Source organism: Agromyces aurantiacus, assembly GCF_016907355.1.
GTDB lineage: Bacteria > Actinomycetota > Actinomycetes > Actinomycetales > Microbacteriaceae > Agromyces > Agromyces aurantiacus.
The window spans coordinates 244,057-262,410 of sequence record NZ_JAFBBW010000001.1 but is presented as its reverse complement, the minus strand read 5'-3'; the positions used below and the strand labels follow the sequence as shown (position 1 = coordinate 262,410).

At 70.1% G+C, this 18,354-nt stretch carries 18 protein-coding genes and 1 pseudogene; 14 read left to right on the top strand and 5 right to left on the bottom strand.

The window, feature by feature from the left end:
- A complete protein-coding gene (locus tag JOD46_RS01220; protein WP_204391038.1) occupies positions 1 to 663 on the bottom strand; it encodes a response regulator in 663 nt (220 codons plus the stop codon).
- A 51-nt stretch (positions 664 to 714) separates the two neighbouring features.
- Between JOD46_RS01220 and JOD46_RS01215 the strand changes: the two genes are divergently transcribed.
- The 6 genes and pseudogenes from JOD46_RS01215 to JOD46_RS01190 all read left to right on the top strand — a co-directional run bounded on the left by JOD46_RS01215 (position 715) and on the right by JOD46_RS01190 (position 5,429).
- Positions 715 to 2,730, top strand: coding sequence for a GAF domain-containing sensor histidine kinase (locus tag JOD46_RS01215; protein WP_204391037.1), 2,016 nt, complete (start codon positions 715 to 717; stop codon positions 2,728 to 2,730).
- A 177-nt stretch (positions 2,731 to 2,907) separates the two neighbouring features.
- On the top strand, positions 2,908 to 3,642 hold the full coding sequence (locus tag JOD46_RS01210) for an alpha/beta fold hydrolase (protein ID WP_204391031.1): 735 nt from the start codon (positions 2,908 to 2,910) through the stop codon (positions 3,640 to 3,642).
- A gap of 20 nt (positions 3,643 to 3,662) precedes the next feature.
- Positions 3,663 to 4,607: an alpha/beta fold hydrolase gene (locus JOD46_RS01205; RefSeq protein ID WP_204391030.1), complete on the top strand. Its 945-nt coding sequence runs from the start codon at positions 3,663 to 3,665 to the stop codon at positions 4,605 to 4,607.
- Positions 4,600 to 4,950, top strand: coding sequence for a cupin domain-containing protein (locus JOD46_RS01200; protein WP_204391029.1), 351 nt, complete (start codon positions 4,600 to 4,602; stop codon positions 4,948 to 4,950). Before JOD46_RS01205 ends, JOD46_RS01200 begins: the two co-directional genes overlap by 8 nt.
- Positions 4,951 to 4,975: 25 nt before the next feature.
- Positions 4,976 to 5,179, top strand: a pseudogene (locus tag JOD46_RS18985) (DNA-3-methyladenine glycosylase I); the annotation flags it as partial.
- 88 nt (positions 5,180 to 5,267) lie between these two features.
- Positions 5,268 to 5,429, top strand: a complete 162-nt coding sequence (locus JOD46_RS01190) for a DNA-3-methyladenine glycosylase I (protein ID WP_204391028.1) — start codon at positions 5,268 to 5,270, stop codon at positions 5,427 to 5,429.
- On the opposite strand, the gene JOD46_RS01185 is transcribed toward JOD46_RS01190, so the two are convergent.
- Positions 5,378 to 5,872 carry a GNAT family N-acetyltransferase gene (locus JOD46_RS01185; protein WP_204391026.1) on the bottom strand — a complete coding sequence of 165 codons (495 nt, stop codon included), beginning with the start codon at positions 5,870 to 5,872 and terminating at the stop codon, positions 5,378 to 5,380. The two genes, JOD46_RS01190 and JOD46_RS01185, sit on opposite strands and share 52 nt — an antisense overlap.
- Before the next feature lie 105 nt (positions 5,873 to 5,977).
- Between JOD46_RS01185 and JOD46_RS01180 the strand changes: the two genes are divergently transcribed.
- Positions 5,978 to 6,364, top strand: coding sequence for an ArsR/SmtB family transcription factor (locus tag JOD46_RS01180; protein ID WP_204391024.1), 387 nt, complete (start codon positions 5,978 to 5,980; stop codon positions 6,362 to 6,364).
- Positions 6,357 to 7,592 (top strand): MFS transporter, encoded by a 1,236-nt coding sequence (locus JOD46_RS01175; RefSeq protein ID WP_204391017.1) that lies wholly within the window; start codon positions 6,357 to 6,359, stop codon positions 7,590 to 7,592. The genes JOD46_RS01180 and JOD46_RS01175 overlap by 8 nt, the downstream gene beginning before the upstream one ends.
- Before the next feature lie 87 nt (positions 7,593 to 7,679).
- On the opposite strand, the gene JOD46_RS01170 is transcribed toward JOD46_RS01175, so the two are convergent.
- Positions 7,680 to 7,928, bottom strand: coding sequence for a hypothetical protein (locus tag JOD46_RS01170; RefSeq protein ID WP_204391015.1), 249 nt, complete (start codon positions 7,926 to 7,928; stop codon positions 7,680 to 7,682).
- Between JOD46_RS01170 and JOD46_RS01165 the strand changes: the two genes are divergently transcribed.
- From JOD46_RS01165 to JOD46_RS01150, 4 genes are all read left to right on the top strand, one after another.
- On the top strand, positions 7,927 to 8,076 hold the full coding sequence (locus JOD46_RS01165) for a hypothetical protein (protein ID WP_204391013.1): 150 nt from the start codon (positions 7,927 to 7,929) through the stop codon (positions 8,074 to 8,076). The genes JOD46_RS01170 and JOD46_RS01165 overlap by 2 nt on opposite strands.
- 259 nt (positions 8,077 to 8,335) lie before the next feature.
- Entirely contained in the window at positions 8,336 to 8,998 is a 663-nt protein-coding gene (locus JOD46_RS01160) for a hypothetical protein (RefSeq protein WP_204391012.1), read from the top strand.
- A 118-nt stretch (positions 8,999 to 9,116) separates the two neighbouring features.
- On the top strand, positions 9,117 to 10,304 hold the full coding sequence (locus JOD46_RS01155; RefSeq protein WP_204391010.1) for an AI-2E family transporter: 1,188 nt from the start codon (positions 9,117 to 9,119) through the stop codon (positions 10,302 to 10,304).
- Between the two features lie 3 nt (positions 10,305 to 10,307).
- Positions 10,308 to 11,567, top strand: a complete 1,260-nt coding sequence (locus JOD46_RS01150) for a cation:proton antiporter (protein WP_204391007.1) — start codon at positions 10,308 to 10,310, stop codon at positions 11,565 to 11,567.
- A gap of 36 nt (positions 11,568 to 11,603) precedes the next feature.
- Here the strand turns inward: JOD46_RS01150 and JOD46_RS01145 are convergent, their stop codons facing one another.
- The gene (locus JOD46_RS01145; RefSeq protein WP_204391005.1) at positions 11,604 to 14,507 is read right to left on the bottom strand and encodes an arylsulfatase; all 2,904 of its coding nucleotides are present in this window, start codon (positions 14,505 to 14,507) and stop codon (positions 11,604 to 11,606) included.
- 184 nt (positions 14,508 to 14,691) lie between these two features.
- Between JOD46_RS01145 and JOD46_RS01140 the strand changes: the two genes are divergently transcribed.
- Both JOD46_RS01140 and JOD46_RS01135 read left to right on the top strand, forming a co-directional pair.
- Positions 14,692 to 15,189 carry a DUF6325 family protein gene (locus JOD46_RS01140; protein WP_204391003.1) on the top strand — a complete coding sequence of 166 codons (498 nt, stop codon included), beginning with the start codon at positions 14,692 to 14,694 and terminating at the stop codon, positions 15,187 to 15,189.
- Positions 15,190 to 15,381: 192 nt separating this feature from the next.
- On the top strand, positions 15,382 to 15,639 hold the full coding sequence (locus JOD46_RS01135) for a DUF8691 family protein (RefSeq protein WP_204391001.1): 258 nt from the start codon (positions 15,382 to 15,384) through the stop codon (positions 15,637 to 15,639).
- Here JOD46_RS01135 and JOD46_RS01130 read toward each other — a convergent pair.
- The gene (locus JOD46_RS01130) at positions 15,620 to 18,241 is read right to left on the bottom strand and encodes a winged helix-turn-helix domain-containing protein (protein WP_204391000.1); all 2,622 of its coding nucleotides are present in this window, start codon (positions 18,239 to 18,241) and stop codon (positions 15,620 to 15,622) included. The two genes, JOD46_RS01135 and JOD46_RS01130, sit on opposite strands and share 20 nt — an antisense overlap.
- Positions 18,242 to 18,354 lie beyond the last annotated feature (113 nt).

The following is an 18,354-nucleotide window of genomic DNA, read 5'->3' as shown; positions in this document are numbered from 1 at the left end:
TCAGCCGGGCGCGTCGAGGAACATGATCACCGCCAGCACGCGGCGGTGCGTGGTGCGGTCGTCGTCAGGGAGGTCGAGCTTCTCGAGGATCCGGTGCACGTGCTTCTCGACCGTGCCCTCCGACAGGTGCAGGGTCTCGCCGATGCCCGCGTTCGACTTCCCCTCCGCCATGAGCGAGAGCACCTCTCGCTCACGAGGCGTCAGTCGCTCGATCGGGTTGTGCGGGCGGCGGGCGAGCACGAGTTCGCGCACCAGGGAGGGATCGATGACCGATCCGCCATCCGCGACGCGGCGCAGTGACGACGTGAACTCCTCGACCGCCGAGACCCGGTGCTTCAGGAGGTAGCCGATGCCCGGCCCGCTGCCGAGCAGGTCGATGGCGTGGTCGACCTCGACGTACGAGGAGAGGACCATGATGCCGATCGAGGGGTGAGCCGATCGGATCGTCTTCGCCGCCACGAGTCCCTCGGTCGTGTGCGTCGGAGGCATGCGGATGTCGATGACGAGCACGTCGGGCACGGACGTCTCGATGAGTTCGGGCAGGCCCGAGGCATCCGCGGCACTGGCCACGACCTCGAAGCCCGCCTGCGTGAGCAACCCGGCGAGCCCCTCCCGGAGCAGCACGTCGTCGTCGACGATGATGACTCGCGACCCTGCGGTCACGAGCGCGGATTCGTGCTCGACATCTGAGCATTCTGGGCGTGAACTTCACGTGTGGCAAGTGACGAGCCGGAGCCCGACCTTCCGCCGGCCCCGGCCGACCCCGTCGGCGCGGAGTTGGCGGCGCTGCGCGTCGCTGCCGGGCTCGTCGCGCAAGGGGCGTCGCCCCGGGTGGTCCTCGAGACCGTGGCGCGCCATGTGGCCGCGGCGGTGGGTGCGGAGCACCTGGAGATCCTGGAGTTCGACGGCGAGGGCCCCGCGGTCGTCCTCGCGGCGTGGAGCCGGGCCGACGAGGGGGCGGCGGATGCCGGTGGCCGCTCACTCGCGGAGGATCGGCTCGTGGCGCGGATGCGACGGACCGGCCGACCGGTCCGGTCGGTGCGACCGCCCGCGGATCGCACCGCCGTCACATCCTCGGTCGGCGTGCCGATCCTCATCGAGGATCGGGTCTGGGGCGCCGTGTTCGCGCACTCGGGGTCGGCCGCGCCGTTGCCCGCCGGGACGGAGACCCGGCTCGAGGTGTTCGACGAGCTCGTCACCTCCGCGGTGGTGAACACGCGGGCGCAGGCCAAGGTCGAGGAGCTCGCGGCGTATCAGGGCGCGCTGCTGCGGGTGGCGGAACTCGTCGCGCGCGGCGCGAGGCCGGAGGACGTCTTCGCCGTCGTGGCCGAGGAACTGGGCCGGCTCATCCACGTGCAGGGCGCCAAGATGGTGCGCTACGACGCCGATGGGATGGCGACGTTCCTCGGCAGCTGGGGCAGGCTGCAGGCCGGGATCCCGAGCGGCACGAGGCTGCGCTCCGAGGGCACGAGCGTGACGGGTCTCATCCGCTCGACCGGCGGGCCCGCCCGCGTCGACGACTACGGCGCCGCGACGGGCGAGATCGCGGCCATCCAGCGTTCGGTGGGAATGGCGTCGGCGGTGGGTGCGCCGATCAGGGTCGACGGACGGATCTGGGGCGCGCTGATCGTCGGGTCGGTCGACGGCCCGCCGCTCCCGAGCGGCACGGAGCGGCGGATGTCGGAGTTCGCCGATCTCGTCGCGATCGCCTTGTCGAACCTCGAGGCGCGGGCCGCGCTCCAACGCCTGGTCGAGGAGCAGGCGGCGCTGAACCGACTGGCCGCGGTCGTGGCTCGGGAACAGTGGGATGCCGTCTTCCCGACGGCCGCTCGGGAGGTGCGGCGGCTGCTCGATGCGGACGGCGCCGTGGTGCTCCGCTACGAGGAGGACGGGTCGGCGACGACGCTGGCATCGGCCGGTGCCGATGCCGGCGGCTCCGAGGGTGCGGTGGATGAGACGGCGCTCGTGTGCCAGGTGACGGTCGATGGTCGACGCTGGGGCGCGATCGCGGCGATCGGCGCCGCCGAAGACGCCCCGCCTCGCGAGATGCAGGAACAGGTCGCGCAGTTCGCGGAGTTGCTCTCCACCGCGATCGGCAACATGAGGTCGCGACTCGAACTCATCGAATCACGGGCCCGGATCGTCCGGACCGCCGACCAGACCCGCCGCCGGTTCGAACGCGATCTCCACGACGGCGTGCAGCAGCGCCTCGTCGCCGTCACCGTTCGCATCCGCCAGATCCAGTCGCGCCTGACGGGTGCCGATCGCGTCGCCCTGAGCGGGCTGTCGGTCGTGGTCGACCAGCTCACGAGCGCGCTCGACGACCTGAGGGAGCTCGCGCAGGGACTGCATCCGGCGATCCTCACCGAGGAGGGGCTGGACCCGGCCATCCGCTCGCTCGCCCGCCGCTCCGGCCTGGTCGTCGACGTGCGGATGGCTCGGATCCCCAGGCTTCCCGCCGCGATCGAGGTCGCGGCCTACTACGTCGTCTCGGAGGGCCTGGCGAATGCGGCGAAGCACGCCGACGCCCGAGAGGTCGCGATCACGGTCCGTCTCGACGACCGCGTCCTGCTCGTCGAGGTCGTGGACGACGGCGCCGGGGGCGCCGACCCGGGGCGCGGCTCGGGCCTGATCGGCATCGTGGACCGGGTGCACGTCCTCGGCGGCACGTTCACCGTGCGCAGCCCCGCCGGTCAGGGCACGACCCTCACGGCGCGCTTCCCGCTGTGATCCGAGAGAAGCCGGGCGATGGTCCCTGCTGGCCGGGGTGCACCCTCCGGGCAGCATGTATGCCGGGTTCCACACTGGCATGCTCGCCGCGACGTCGTCGGTCGACGAGCGTTGGAGCGCGCGCGGTCGCAGCACGCGACGTGCGTTCCTCGCAGGCCATCACTCACGGGAGCGATCATGAGCATCACCGAACCCTCGCCCGGCACGCCGACCGTCGTGCTCGTCCACGGCGCGTTCGCGGAGTCCTCGAGCTGGAACGGCGTGATCGCGTCGTTGCTCCGGGACGGGTACCCCGTCATCGCGATCGCCAATCCGCTTCGCGGCGGCGGTTCCGACTCGGCGTACCTGCGAGCCGCGCTCGCGGAGGTGAGCGGCGACATCGTCCTCGTCGGCCACTCGTACGGCGGCACGGTCATCAGTGCCGGAGCAGTGGGCAATCCGGCGGTGAAGGCGCTCGTGTACATCGGCGCGTTCGCACCCGAGGAGGGCGAGACGCCGGGCGACCTGGCGGGGAAGTTCCCGGGTTCCACGCTCGGCGACACCCTCACCTCGGTGCCGCTCGCCGACGGCGGCACCGACCTGTACATCATGCAGGGGCGCTACCACGCCCAGTTCGCCGCGGACTCGCCCGCCGACGTCGCCGCGGCGATGGCCGTGACGCAACGCCCGATCCTCCAATCGGCGTTCGCCGAGCCGGCCGGGCCGCCGGCGTGGAAGTCGCTGCCATCCTGGTTCCTGTTCGGCTCCGACGATCGGAACATCCCGGCGCAGGCCCACCGGTTCATGGCGGACCGCGCCGGGTCGCGCAAGACGGTCGAACTCGAAGGCGGCTCGCACACGGTCGGGATCCCGGAGGCCGAGCAGGTCGCCGACCTGATCCGGGAGGCCGCCGCGGCGACCTCGGACCGCTGACCCCGGTCGCGGTCGGGCACATGTTCGATCGATTCGTCGAACGCGTCGTCGAGACGACGCGCGGCCCGATCTTCACGCTCGTCGGCGGCGACGGTCCCGCGCTGCTCCTGCTTCACGGCTACCCGCAGACGCACCATGCGTGGCACGGGGTGGCGGATGCGCTCACCGATCGGTGCACGGTCGTGGTCGCGGACCTCCCAGGCTACGGCGGCTCGTTCCGTCCGATTTCGACGCCGGACCATCGCGCCCATTCGAAGCGGGTCGTCGGCGACGACCTCGTCGAGGCCATGCTGGGGCTGGGCTTCCCCGTGTTCGCCGTGGCCGGGCACGATCGAGGGGGCCGGGTCGCCTATCGGATGGCGCTCGATCACCCCGAGCGCATCACGGCCGCCGCCGTGTTCGATGTCGTGCCCACGTCCGAGGTGTGGGGCCGAGCCGACGCGGACCTGGCTCTTCGCTACTGGCACTGGTCGTTCCTCGCCCAGCCGGAACCGCTGCCCGAGCGCCTGATCGGGGCCGACCCCGACGCCTTCTTCGACGGGCACGTGCGCGCGCTGGGGCTGGGCCGTGCACCCGGTCGCTATCCGGCTGAGCTGATGGCGATCTACCGCGGCCTCTTCGACGACGCCGAGGTGGTGCACGCGATCTGCGAGGACTACCGCGCTGGGGCGGGCGTGGACCGCTCGGACGATCGGGCCGATCGGGACCGCGGCCGGAGGATCGAATGTCCTCTGCTCCTGCTCTGGAGCGCGACCGGTGCGCTCCCCTCGTTCTACGGCGACGTGCCCGAGGTCTGGCGCCCGTGGGCACGCGACATCCGGGGGCGGGGACTCGACGCCGGTCACTTCCTCGTCGAGGACCGGCCGGACGAGGTCGCCGCCGAACTCCTCGACCTCATGGCCGGCGCCGACGCGTCGGATCGAGCGCACGAGAACCGTCCACGGAAAGGACACCACCATGAATGACGCCGAGCGCGACGAACTCACCGCCAACCTCCGGCGCACCGAGATCCAGCGGGCCGCCTCATCGATCGCCGGCCGCGAGATCGTGCAGGTGCTCACCGAGATCCCCGTCGGGGTCTCCTCCGGGTGGCACCATCACCCGGGCGAGGAGATCGGCTACATCATCGGCGGGACGGTGCGGATGGAGATCCGGGATGCGCCGACGCTCACGCTGAACACGGGCGACGGGTTCCTCATCCCGCCCGGCGTCGCGCACAACGCGACGGACCTCGGGCCTGAAGTGGGCCGGATGCTCTCGACGTACCTCGTCGACGACAGCCGGCCGCTCTCCACCCTCGAACCGTGAGCCTCGTCGGCTGAGGGGGCGCAGAATGTCCGACTGGTCGGAGCTCGCCGTCAGGCCGGGGCCCGACGGTGCCGTCCGATGCGCGTGGTCGTTGCCCGAGCGACCCGATCCGATGCTCACCTCGTACCACGATGTCGAATGGGGCACGCCGGGCAGGGGGCGGAACGCCGTGTTCGAGGCGTTGAGCTTGGGCATCCTCCAGGCCGGCCTCGGCTGGCTCACCGTGCTCCACACTCGTCGCGGCGTCCCTCGACCTCGAGCAGCTGGCGCTGCGATTCGCGGGGCCGCCACGACGCCCGGAGCGCGAGGTTCGCAGCATGGACGAACACTCGAGCCGGCTCGCCGCGGAGCTCAAGAGCCTCGGCTTCCGGTTCGTCGGACCCACGAGCGTCTACGCGTTCATGCAGTCGATCGGGGTGGTGAACGATCACGTCATCGGGTGCGAGCGGGGCGACGCGATCGACCGGCTCATCGCGTAGTTCACGAACGTGACGCCGCCCCGCACCGGGTGCCGCACCTCGTCGACCGTGAACCCGTGCGCCTCGAAGAACGGGCGCGCCGTGATGCTCGCGTGGGTGCTCGCCGCAACCGCGCCCTCCTTGGCGGCCTCCTCCAGGGCCCATGCGAGCAGCGCGCTGCCGACGCCTCGCCCACCTGCGCTCGGGTCGACGTACATCATGTCGATGTAGCCGTCGGCGTCGACGTCGGTGAATCCCACCACGCGCCCCTCGAGTTCGGCGACGACCGTGCGGCGGGCGGCTCGGCGGCTGGCCCATGCCGCAGGGTCGGCATCCGCAGGCGCCCAGGCGTTCAGCTGCACCGGCGTGTAATCGGCGGAAGCGGTGGTGTGCACCGCGCGCCGGAATAGGGCGAGCGTGGCCTCGGCGTCGGATGGCTCGTAGGGACGGAGGGCGAGCGGCATCCGGTCAGCTTAAGGCGTCGAGTCCGGGCCGTGTCAGGGGGCGGGGAGGCGATGAGCGTTCACGAGCAAGCCGAGCGAGACCGCCTGGTATGCAATAATCTGCGTATGAATGCAGATACGGGGTCCGGGCTGACGCCCGAGAGCCCCTACGTCGAGCTGGCAGTCGAGGTGTTCTCGATGCTGGCGGATGCCACGCGGGTGCGGATCATCCTCGCGCTGCGGGAGCACGAGCTGTCCGTGAACCACCTCGCCGAGATGGTCGGGAAGTCGCCGGCCGCGGTGTCGCAGCACCTCGCGAAGCTCCGCCTGGCCCGGATCGTCGCGACCCGGCACGAGGGCACCCGGGTGTTCTACCGCCTGGCGAACGAGCACGCGCGCCAGTTGGTGGCGGATGCGGTCTTCCAGGCGCAGCACGCTCTGGAGCCCGACCCCGCCCACCACCGTGCCGAGCACGCGGCGTCGGCCGCGGTGCGGAGTGCTGCCGGTGCGTGAGGTCCTCCGCGATCGCTCGTACGCGAAGCTGTTCACCGCCCAGGTCGTCGCATTGCTCGGCACGGGCCTCCTGACCGTTGCGCTGGGACTGCTGGCGTTCGATATCGCCGGCGGCGATGCGGGCGTGGTGCTCGGCACGGCGCTCACGATCAAGATGCTCGCCTACGTCGGCGTCGCGTCGCTGATCTCCGCCGTCACGAGTCACGTGCCGCGCAAGCTGCTGCTGGTCTCGTCGGATGCCGTGCGGGCGGGGGTGGCGATCAGCCTGCCGTTCGTGACGGAGGTGTGGCAGATCTACGTGCTGATCTTCGTGCTGCAGGCCGCGTCGGCGACGTTCACCCCGGCGTTCCAGGCCGTGATCCCCGAAGTCCTGCCCGATGAGCGGCAGTACACCCGCGCGTTGTCGCTGTCGCGGCTCGCGTACGACCTCGAGTCGCTGGTGAGCCCGGTGCTCGCCGCGACCCTGCTGACCGTGATCGGTTCCCACCACCTGTTCGTGGGCACCTTCATCGGCTTCGCCGGCTCCGCGATGCTGGTGCTCGCGACCGGGTTCCCGCGGATGGCCGCCGTCGAGCCGGCACCGTTCTTCGAACGACTCACGCGCGGCGCCCGCGACTTCCTGCGCACCCCTGAGCTGCGCAGCCTGCTCGCGATGAACCTCGTCGTCGCCACCTCCACCGCGATGGTCATCGTGAACACGGTCGTGCTCGTGCAGGGCGGCCTGGATCGATCACAGTCGGATGTCGCGGTGCTGCTCGCCGGGTACGGCGCGGGGTCCATGGCCGTCGCCCTGGCCCTGCCGAGGCTGCTGGACCGGTGGCCCGACCGCCCGTTCATGCTCGCGGGTGCGACCGCGCTCCCGATCGGCCTCGCCGCGGTGTCGCTGGTGCTCGCCCTTCCCGCCGGGCCGGGGACGTGGGCGTTGTTGCTGATGCTGTGGCTGCTGCTCGGCGGGGCGACCTCGCTGATCCTGACCCCGTCGGCCCGGCTGCTGCGTCGCGCCTCGGATGGGACGAGCCGGCCTGCGGTGTTCGCCGCGCAGTTCTCCCTCTCGCACGCGTGCTTCATCCTGACCTATCCGACGGCCGGCATCCTCGGCGCGGTGCTCGGCCTTCCGGCCACCGCCCTGATCCTCGCGGGCATCGGATTGCTCGGCGCGATCGCCGCCCGCAGCGCCTGGACCCGCACCCTCGACGTGCGTCAGCCCGTGCTCACCACACTCGGCTGACGCCGCCAGCACCTCGTCGGGATCGTGAAAGAGGCGATCGCCTCGGTCGCGTGCACCGGAGCGCAGTCCGCGGTCGCGCTCGTCTCCTCAGTCGGCGCCGAGCTGCCGCTCGTCGACGTCGTGGAGCGCCTGATCCGAGAGCTGATGACGCCCGAGAGCCTGCGGCGTCTGCGCGACCTCACCGCCCTCGCCAAGGACCATCCCGCGCTCGAGCCGTGGATCTTCGAGGCCTACCGTCGGCTGCAGTCGGCGGCGCGCGACCTGCTGGCCCCGCTCGATGAAGCCGCTGGCCGCGCGCGTCGAGATTCTGCTCGGCGCCGCGTTCGGGATGTTCATGACGTTGACCGACGGCAGTGCGGCCGTGGCCATCGATGGCGACGGCGAGGGCGTCGAGGTGGCCGGCGCGCGCACGGTCGACGAGTTTCTCGACCTGGCCCTCGACCGACTCCGCAGCGGTTTCGAGCGGGCGTCCCCGACGGACTGATCCCGCACGCGCTCTTCGCCGGCTGACCCGCCTTCTCGGTCATCCGGCGCCCGACCACGCCCTCGCGTGGTGCTCCTCCTACCCGAACGCCATGCCGTGCGCAGCGCGCTGCTGACCGTGTCGGAGTACGTCGCCACCTGGTGAGACCGACGCTCACCCCCTCGATCGGCGCGACTCAGCCATGGATCTGCGATCGACGACCTGCTCGCGTCCCACGAGTTCCGGGGCGATGAGATCGCTCCGGAATTAGGATGCGGCTGTGACCGATGTCCCATCGCAGCGCGCTCCTCGCCGCGTCGCCTCGCCTCGAGCGGCGTCGCTCGCGGGTGTGCTCTTCGCGCTCCTCTTCGCGACGACGCTCGTGCTGTTGCGGTCCGCGGTCCCCGAGTCGCCGGAGACCGTTCCGGACTGGTCGGGCGACGCCGGCGCGCGGCTCGCCTTCGCGGTCGGGCTCATGCCGTTCGCCGGAGTCGCGTTCCTCTGGTACCTCGGCGTGCTCCGGGACACGTTCGGCGAGCGCGAGGACAAGCTCTTCTCGTCGGTGTTCCTCGGCAGCGGCATCCTCTTCGTCGCCATGGTCTTCGTCGCCACGGCGATCGCCGGCGGCCTCCTGTCGACGGTCGACACCGGCCTCGAGCCGGACCCGTCGGTCGTAGCCATCAGCCAGGCGGTCATCCTGCAGATCAGCAACGTCTATGCGCTCCGCATGGCCGGCATCTTCATGCTGTCGCTGGGCACCCTGTGGTTGCGAACCGGGGCGCTGCCGAGGTGGGTCTCGCTCTTCACCTACGCGGTCGCCGCGGTGCTCCTCGTCGTGGTGAGCCGGAGCCTCTGGGCCTCGCTGATCTTCCCCGCGTGGGCGTTCGCGATCAGCGTGTTTCTGCTCGCTCGGAGCTACCGGAAGCCCGTCGCCTCGGCGTAGGCCGCAGCCCGCCGGGCCCGGTCCCTCGTCATCCGAAAAGGATGATGACCGCCGAGGCGTCCACTCAGTACGGTGAGGGCGAGCGCGTGGTCGGGACGGGACGCGGATCGGAGTCGTCATGTGGCGGACACGGAAGCGAGCGACGACTGGGACCGCGGCGGCCGAGCCGGACTCCGAACGGGCACCGGCGACGCTGCCGAATCCCCATCGCAACGCGTACATCCTCATGGGCATCGGCGGCGGCGTCCTCGCCTTCTTCGGGCTGGCCGCGATCGCCGGGGTCTTCGCTCCCGTCTTCTTCGCGTTCGTGCTCACGATCTGCGCGCACCCGCTTCGCCTCGCGCTCGAGAAGCGCGGAGTGCCACGCGGCCTGGCCACCGGGGCGGTCATCACCGTGGTGATCCTGCTGCTGGTCGGGTTCGGCTACGCCCTGCTCGTGGCGATCAGCCAGTTCGGCGTCCTTCTGAGCGACTACAGCGACGACATCGAGGCGGCCGGTCAGGACTTCGCGGCGTGGCTGACGAGCATCGGCATCGGTTCCGAAGAGATCCACGCGATGGCCACGGACTTCGACCCATCGGCGTTGCTCGACTTCCTCGGCGGGATCGTCGGTGGCCTCACGGGCTGGATCTCGCTGCTCGTCATCATCTTCACGATGCTGCTGCTCATGGCGATGGACGCGGCATATCTTCCATACCTGCGCCGGCAACTCGTGCCGGTGCGGCCGCTCCTCGTGCCCGCGTTCGTCGGCTACGGCGACAACGTGCGCCGCTACATGGTGGTCACGACCATGCTCGGACTCGCGCAGGGCATCATCGACTCGGTCGTGCTGCTCGTCCTCGGCGTTCCCGGCGCGTTCATCTGGGGCCTGCTCGCCTTCGTGTGCTCGTTCATCCCGAACATCGGCTACTTCATCGCGCTCATCCCGCCCGTCGTCTTCGGAGCGCTCGAGGGCGGCTGGCCGACCGCGATCGCCGTCATCGTGGTCTACGCCCTGGTCAACGGCGTCATCCAATCGGTCATCCAGCCGCGCATGATCGGGAAGGCCGTCAGCCTCAGCCAGGCGATCACCTTCTTCTCGGTGCTGTTCTGGGCCGTCGTGGTCGGCCCGATCGGGGCGATCCTGGCCATCCCGCTGACGTTGCTCGTCCGCCTGCTGCTGGTGGACACGAACCCGTCGATGACGTGGATCCAGCCGATGCTGGGCGATGTGACCGAGACGAAGGAGATCATGGCCGAGTCGGATGCCGCAGCGAGAGCCGCACGGGCGGCACGCAGGGTCGGCGGCGCCAAGAAGGAGGACTGAAGGATGCCGGAAGCCACGTTCGCGGTGCTGATGCTCGTCATCCTGGGATGGGCCGTGGTGTCGGATCGGCTCGCGCGATGGAACGTCACCGGCCCGATGGTGTTCACCGTGTTCGGCTTCGTGCTCGCGAATCAGGATTGGGGTCCGCTGACCGTCGACGTCGAAGCCCCGTCGATCCACCTCCTCGCCGAGTTGACGCTCGCGTTGCTGCTGTTCTCTGATGCCGCGAGAGTGAACCTCTCGACGCTCCGACACGACATCGGGGTGCCCGCACGGCTGCTGGGAATCGGCCTCCCGCTCACGATCGTCCTCGGCTCGCTCGTGGCGGCATGGCTCTTCCGGGACTTCAGCTGGGCACTCGCGGGCTTCGTCGGCGCGGCCCTGGCACCCACCGATGCGGCGCTCAGCGCCCAGGTGATCAACGACGAGCGGATACCGACGCGAGTGCGGCGCGCCCTGAACGTCGAGAGCGGACTCAACGACGGCATCGTCACCCCGATCGTCGTCTTCACCCTCGCCGTCGCCGCGGGCGAGCTCGAAGGCGAAGAGGCGAGCGCCACCGCGATCCAGCCTGTGCTCGAGTTGGCCATCGGCGTCCTGGTCGGACTCGTCATCGGGTTCGTCGCCGCCAAGCTGATCGCCTTCGCGTCACGGCGGAGCTGGGTGCTCCCAGGAGCTCGACGCCTCGCGACATTGGCCGCTGCGGTCGGCAGCTTCGCGGTCGCCGGGACGGTGGGTGGCAACGGGTTCATCGCGGCGTTCATCGCGGGGATGGTCTTCGGAGCGGCACTTCCACGGGAGGTGGTCGACCCGGCCGAGGTCAGCGAGTTCCCGGAGCTGCTGGGCGAGGTGCTCTCGCTCGCGGTGTGGTTCCTCTTCGGTGCGGCGCTCCTGCCCGTCGTGATCGAGTACTTCTCCGTGTGGACACTCGTCTACGCCGCGTTGAGCCTGACCGTGATCCGGCTCCTGCCCGTCGCGATCGGCATGCTCGGCACAGGACAGGACCGGGCGACGGTCCTGTTCATCGGTTGGTTCGGTCCGCGGGGTCTGGCGTCGGTCGTGTTCGCGTTGCTGGCGATCGAGGAGCTCGGTCCGTCGTCGGCGGCCGGCCCGGCCATCGCGGCGGTCGCCTTCACCGTGCTGGTGAGCGTGATCATCCATGGCGTCACCGCCGGCCCGATCGGTCGGCGGTACGGCAGCGGGCACACCGAGGTGGGCCCAGCCGTCGCCGCCCCCCGAGCACGGCGCCAGAGTCATCGGTGACGGTGATCGTCAGCCCCGGCGCCGTACCCGCCGGTCTCAGCCGGCGGCCCCCGTACCGATCTGCATGCGGCCGGACGAGTGGTGGAGCTCCTGCTCGACCGAATGCGGCGCGGGCTTCAGGTCGAACACGACGGTATTCACGGTGCCGGTGAAGGCGTACGGCGCCCGCTCCTTGTACGCGGCGTCGACGACGAGGCCGTTGTCGCGCCCGATGTCCATCCCGGAGTAGGAGCTGAACGCGATCGGCACGGTGCGGTCGATGCGACCCTCGCCGATCTTCGCGCCGTTCGCCCACAGCGACGCCGTCCCGCCGGCACCCGGCTTGAGCTCGTCGGCGTCGAACTGCATCCGCACGGACACCCGCCCCGACGGGAGCGGCTCGGTGGACACCTGCCGGTACTGCTCGACGCCGAGCATCGAGTAGGTGTGGTGCAGGCGTCCGTCGCCGTCCACCCACAGGGCGAAGCCGCCGATCTCGTCGGCGTTCGCGACGATCACGCCTTCCGCTCCGCCCTCGGGCACGACGAGGTCGCCCTCGATGGCGTACGAACGGCCGTAGATGCGCGGGATCATGCCGCGCTGGATGTTCTGGACGTCGCCGTGGAACGTGAAGCGCGTCGCCGTCGGCAGCGGCGGGAGGATGCCGAAGAAGACGGACATGCCGCCCAGCAGCGGCAGGACCCGGTGGCGTTCGGCCTCCTGCCAGAACAGCTCCTTCAGCTCGGCGAGCTTCTCCGGCTGTTCTGCGGCGAGGTCGCGCGCCTGGCTGAAGTCGTCGGCCAGGTGGTAGAGCTCCCACCGGTCCTGCTCGGGGTCGTACACGCCCGGCGCGAGCTTCGCGATCGTCGCGGGCGAGAAGTCCCATGGGATCCGGTCGAGCCGGGCGCAGGCCCACCAGCCGTCCTTGTAGATCGCCCGGTTGCCGAACGACTCGAAGTACTGGACGGTGTGGCGCTCCTCGGCATCCGCGGCCTCGAACGTGTGCAGGAAGCTCGTGCCGTCCATGGGCTCCTGCTCGATGCCGTCGACCGACTTCGCCTCGGGGACGCCGACGGCCTCGAGGATCGTCGGCCCGATGTCGATGCAGTGCGTGAACTGCGAACGCAGTTCGCCGCCGCCGGGGATCCGGTCGGGCCAGGCGACGACCATCGGATCGCGCGTGCCGCCCAGGTGGCTTCCGGTCTGCTTGCCCCACTGAAACGGCGTGTTGCCGGCCCACGCCCACGCGGCCGCGTAATGCGGTGCGGTGTCGATGCCGCCGAGCTCCTCGATGCCGCCGTGCTCCTCGATGAGCTCGAGCTGCTGCTCCGGCGTCAGCGGGATGCCGTTGAGGAAGGTGAGCTCGTTGAACGAGCCGGTGATGGTGCCCTCCATGCTCGCGCCGTTGTCGCCCCAGATGTAGAAGATGAGCGTGTTGTCGAGGTCGCCCATCTCCTCGATCGAGTCGAGGAGCCGGCCGACGTTCCAGTCGGCGTTCTCGGAGTAGCCCGCGAAGACCTCCATCTGGCGCACGTAGAGCTTCTTCTCGGCATCCGAGAGCGAATCCCACGCGGGGAACAGGTCCGGCCGCTCGGTGAGCTCGGTGTCCGGCGGCACGATGCCGAGCGCCTTCTGCCGCTCGAACACCGTCTTGCGGTACTCGTCCCAGCCGGCGTCGAAGCGGCCCTTGTACTTGTCGGCCCACTCCGAGGCGACGTGGTGCGGTGCATGGGAGCATCCGGTCGAGTAGTACATGAACCACGGCTTCGAGGCGTCCTGGGCGCGCACGGCGTGGAGCCACTCGACCGCCTTGTCGGTGATGTCGTCCGGGAAGTAGTACTGCTTCCCGTCCTCGCCGACCGGAACCCCGAGCGTCGAGTTGTCCTGCGTGATGATCGGGTCGTACTGGCCGGCGGCGCCGCTCAGGAACCCCCACCAGTGGTCGAAGCCCCAGCCGATCGGCCACCGATCGAACGGGCCGGCGGCGCCCTGCACGTTGTCGGGCGTGAGGTGCCACTTGCCGAATCCGCCGGTGACGTATCCGTTGTCCTTCAGGACGCGGGCGATGGGCGCGCAGCTCTTGGGCACCGCGGCCGTGTAGCCCGGGAACGGTCCGGGGTACTCCGCGATCGACCCGAAGCCGACCCGGTGCTGGTTCCTGCCGGTCAGCAGAGCAGCACGCGTCGGCGAGCACACGGCGGTGACGTGGAAGCGGTTGTAGGTCAGTCCCATCTGCTGCACCCGGGTCATGTTCGGGGTGTCGATGAGTCCGCCGAAGGTGCTCGGGTTGCCGAATCCGGCGTCGTCGATGAGCACGATCAAGACATTCGGCGCTCCCTCGGGCGGCTTCGGCGTCGCGACGATGGTCCAGTCGGCCACCGACTGGTCGAGGGTCCGGCCGATGGTGCCGCCGAACGCGGGATCCGGGATCGGCAGTACGGTGCGGTCGGGCGAGAACTTGCCCGCCGCCTCGGCCAGCGCTTCGCGGAGGTTCTTGAGGCTGTGCTCGTCGGACTGGGCGATCGACTTCGCCGGCGACCCGGGCAGCGCCTGTTCGATCCTGAGTCGGTACTCCTCGTCGAACACCGCGATGATGCCCGCGGTGCCCGGCTTGAGGTTCTCGCCGATGTGTCCCACGATGCCCGTCTTCAGCCGGTGCTCGGTGAACTCCCCTGCGAGGGCGCCGCCGCCCGCGCCGACCGCGATCGACGGCAGCAGGGCCGGTGCGAAGAGCCCGACGACGAGCCCGACGCCGGCACCCCAGCCGGCGCCCTTGCGGCCGAGGTGGTCGCCGGTGTCGGCGACCGTGATCTCGCCGTCACCATCCCGCGTCACGAGGATGGCGCCCTCGATCCTGACGGTCTTCTGCTTCACGAGTTCGACGAGGCCGTCGAACTCGCGCTGCGCCGCCTCGCCGTCGGGGTACCCCGCCACCAGCACGTCCATCGTCTTCTCGCTCATCGTTTCCCCCTCGGAGTGATGGAGTCGGTCGCGACCGCCCGGTCGTGCGTCGGCCTGGGCACACGCTAGCGAAGGCCCGCCGAGCCCGAATCATCCTCTTCGGGTGATGTGTCGACCGGCCGTTGCGAGGACGCTGGGGCCGTGCGACGGAGGACAGTCGAAGACAGGAGAGGACGGAACCGTCATGACCGAGCATGAGCAGGACGAAGCCGAGCGTTCCCTGGACACGCTCGGTCCGGTCGACTTCCTCATCATCGAATTCCCCGCCGGTCAGCAGAACTTCACCGGGGAGATCGCCGAAGAGCTGGTCAAGCTCGTGGAAGCCGGCACGATCCGGGTCGTCGATGCCATCATCCTGACCAAGGACGACGAGGGCACCGTCGATGCCATGGAGTTGTCGGATGCCGGCGACCTCGGGGAGCTGGTCGAACTCGAGGCGGAGCTCGCGGAGTTGCTCGCCGCCGAAGACGTCGAGAACCTGGCGAACGCGATGGATCCGGGGAGCGTCGCGGGGGTGCTGGTCTACGAGAACGTGTGGGCTGCGCCCTTCGCCGCTGCGGCACGCCGTGCCGGCGCACAGTTGATCGCGAGCGGCCGGATCCCGATCCAGGCGATCGCCGCCTCCCTCGAGGCCGACCTGGAGGCCGCTTCGGAAACCGCCTTCGAGAAGACTGGAGAATGACATGCCGCTCAGGCCAGCACGCGTAGGACGGGTCGGCGTCGTTCGCGCCCCGGTCGCGAAGGCGGCCGTGGTCGGTGCCGCCGTCCGACCCGGTCCCGCCCCGGTCGCGAGGGCGGCGGTGGTCGGCGCAGCCGTCACCCCCGGCCGTCGGCGACGCATCTAGGGCGATCAGCTCCGCTCGGATCGAGCGCAGTGCGCGCGACCGTCCGAGCCGTGGACCTTGGAGGAGCGATGGGCCGCGAGATGTTCGACATCGTGGTCCGGGGTGAGCTCGGCTCGATGATCACCGATGAGCTCACCGGATTCGAGGTCGTCTCGAGCAGCGCTCACGGCACGCTCCTCCGGGGCTGGATTCCGGACCAGGCCCGTCTCGTCGGGATGCTCGATCTGCTTCGCGGGCTCAACGTCGAGATCGAGTCGGTGGTCCACGTCAACGATCAGGGCGACTGACGGCGATCAACCCGAGTTCGCGGGCCTTCGCCACCGCGGCGCTGCGGCCGGACACGCCGAGCTTCCGGTAGATGTGGGCGGTGTGCGTCTTCACCGTGTTGACCGACACGAAGCACAGCGTCGCCAGCTCCGCGCTCGTCGAATGGTCGGGCAGGTGGGTGAGGATCTCCAGTTCCCGCTCGGTCAGCGGTTCTGCCAGTGCCGCGTTGGCGTGCGGGCCTGCGATGCGTCCCCACCGCGTGAGGATGGCGTCGCTCAGGCCGCCGCGCGCTCCGGCGAGCTCCTCGACGAGGCGGACGACGGCGACATCCGGCTCGACGAACATCGCCACGAGGCCTTCGGGCTCCGCCACATCGAGCGCCGCGCCCATGAGCCCGAGCGCCGTCTCATGGGAACCGGTGAGCTCGGCCGCCCACGCCTGCAGGAGCAGGTCCCCGACCTCGTCCCGTGGTCGGCCCGCGGATACGCGGTCGCTGCCCTGTCGGAGCAGTGTCGCCGCTGCGGCGGTGTCGCCCAGCGCGAGCGACGCGGCATGCATCTCGAATCGAACGGTGGGAGTGCACCGCTGGTCGGCACCGACGAGGTGGAGCGCCTCGGCGGGCCGCCCCATCCGCCGGAGCACGCTCATGCGCAGCCCGATGAGTCGATCGAGGATCACCGGCGCGGGAGCCGACGGGGCGTCGTGGCGAGCGACGTCCACGAGTTCGAGGGCATCGTCGAAGCGGCCCTCGGCGGCGCACCTCGCCGCGCGCTCGAACGTCGCGATCCACAGCAGCTGCGTGCGGTGGTTGGCCTCTGCCCGGACGCGCGCGTCCTCGAGGAGCGTCGCCGCGTCGTCCTCATGCGCGCGTTCGCGCGCGACCAGCGCTTGGGCCAGGAGGGCGTCCGCGATGACCGGGTGGGAGAGGAGGCCGCTCATCCCAGCGGTCTCCACCGCCTCTGCGGCGAGGAGTTCTGCCTCGAGGGTCCGACCGCACCACCCGTCGAGCAACGCGAGGGAGCCCAACACCCCGACGCGGAACGGTGGATAGGAGATCCCGTCCGTCGTCAGGGCCGCGGTGAGCCACTCCTCGGCCCCGGCCAGGTCGCCGTCGAGGAACCTGGCCCGTCCACCCGACCCGAGGGCCAGGGTGCGCAGCAGCATCCGGGAGGTCAGGTGCATGAGATCGGGCGGCTCGGCGTCGGGATGCTCATCGAGCAGTGCGATCGCCCGTTCGGCGGCGCGGATGCACTCCTCGGGCCGAGCGCTCCATTGCGCGGTGGCCGACGTCCACGCCTCGGCAATGATGCGCTGACCGACCGTCGCCCGCGAGTCGTTCGCGACCCGCCGCAACATGGCGGCCGTTCGGGCGACTTCACCCTGCATGCCGACGAGCATCGCGAGCTGAAGCCAGGTATCGAGTCGTTCCTCCCTGGCCGCCTCCGGGACGGTGGTGATCCATCGGATGACGGTGCCCGCCTCCCCGCGCTCGAACACGTCGCTGCCGCACGCCAGGACTGCATCGAGTGCGCGGTCCCAGTCCTCGGCGCGAAGCAGGTACTCGATCGCCGGCCCCCATTCGCTGCGCTTCAGGTGGAAGTCCGCGGCCCGGGCGAGCAGTCGCCGCTCCTCGTCCGGGTCCTCCGACCTGAGGTGGTAGCGCAGGAGATCGCGGAACAGCTGGTGGAATCGGAAGGCGGTCCGTGAGGTGTCCAGGCCGACGAAGAACATCGATTCGTCCTCGAGACGCCGGAACACGAGGCGGGCGTCGGAGCGCTCCAGCACGTGGTTGACGAGCTCGGCGGTCATCGTGTCCAACGGCGCCAACTGGAGGAGCAGTCGTCGACGTTCGGCACTGATCGCCCCCAGCACCTCTTCGGTGAGGTACTCCGCGATCAGCCGATCGTTTCCGCTGAACTCGGCGATGAACGCGTCCGAAGCCGTATGGAGCTTCACTGCGATCCCGGCGAGCTGCAGGCCTGCCGCCCATCCCTCTGTGCGGGCGATCAGCAGATCCGTGGCGGCGGGCGACAGATCACGCCCGACGACCCGACCCAGCATCTCTGCCGACTCATCATGGGTCATCGCGAGATCGGCCTGCCGGATCTCGATCAACCGGTTCGTGAGGCGGAGCCGGCTCCACGGGATGGGCGGATCGACTCGCGTCGACATGATGACATGCACGTTCGGAGGCAGCATCGCGACGAGCCGTCCCACATCCATGAGCAACGTCCGATTCGACAGATGGTGGAAGTCGTCGAACACGAGCACCAAATCGGAGTCCGACTGCAGCCCCTCATGCAGTGCCTTCAGCAGAGGGTCGCCGAGTCCGGTACCTCCCAGCGCGGAGAGCGCCCCCAGACGGCTCACCTCCGGCTTCCCCTCCGCGAGCGCGGCAAGGAGGCGCCGGGCAAACCGCACCGGGTCGTTATCGGCGGATTCCACATCGATCCACGCCATCGACAGCGACGGATGTTGCGCGACCCACTGGGTGAGGAGGACGGTCTTCCCGGCGCCCGCCTGGGCGACGAGGAGTGTGAGCGGACACGAGAGGGCTTCCCCGAGCCGTCGGGTCAAGTGCGGCCGGTCGACCATGTATTCGGACACCACGTGCTCGACCACTCGAACCCCCAAGAGCGATGCAGAATCGTGCTCCCAGATATTCCACCCGTCGCCGCCGACTGCCACAGGGCCCTTCGTCACTCTCGACGGGTCAGGAACCACCGCGGCACCTG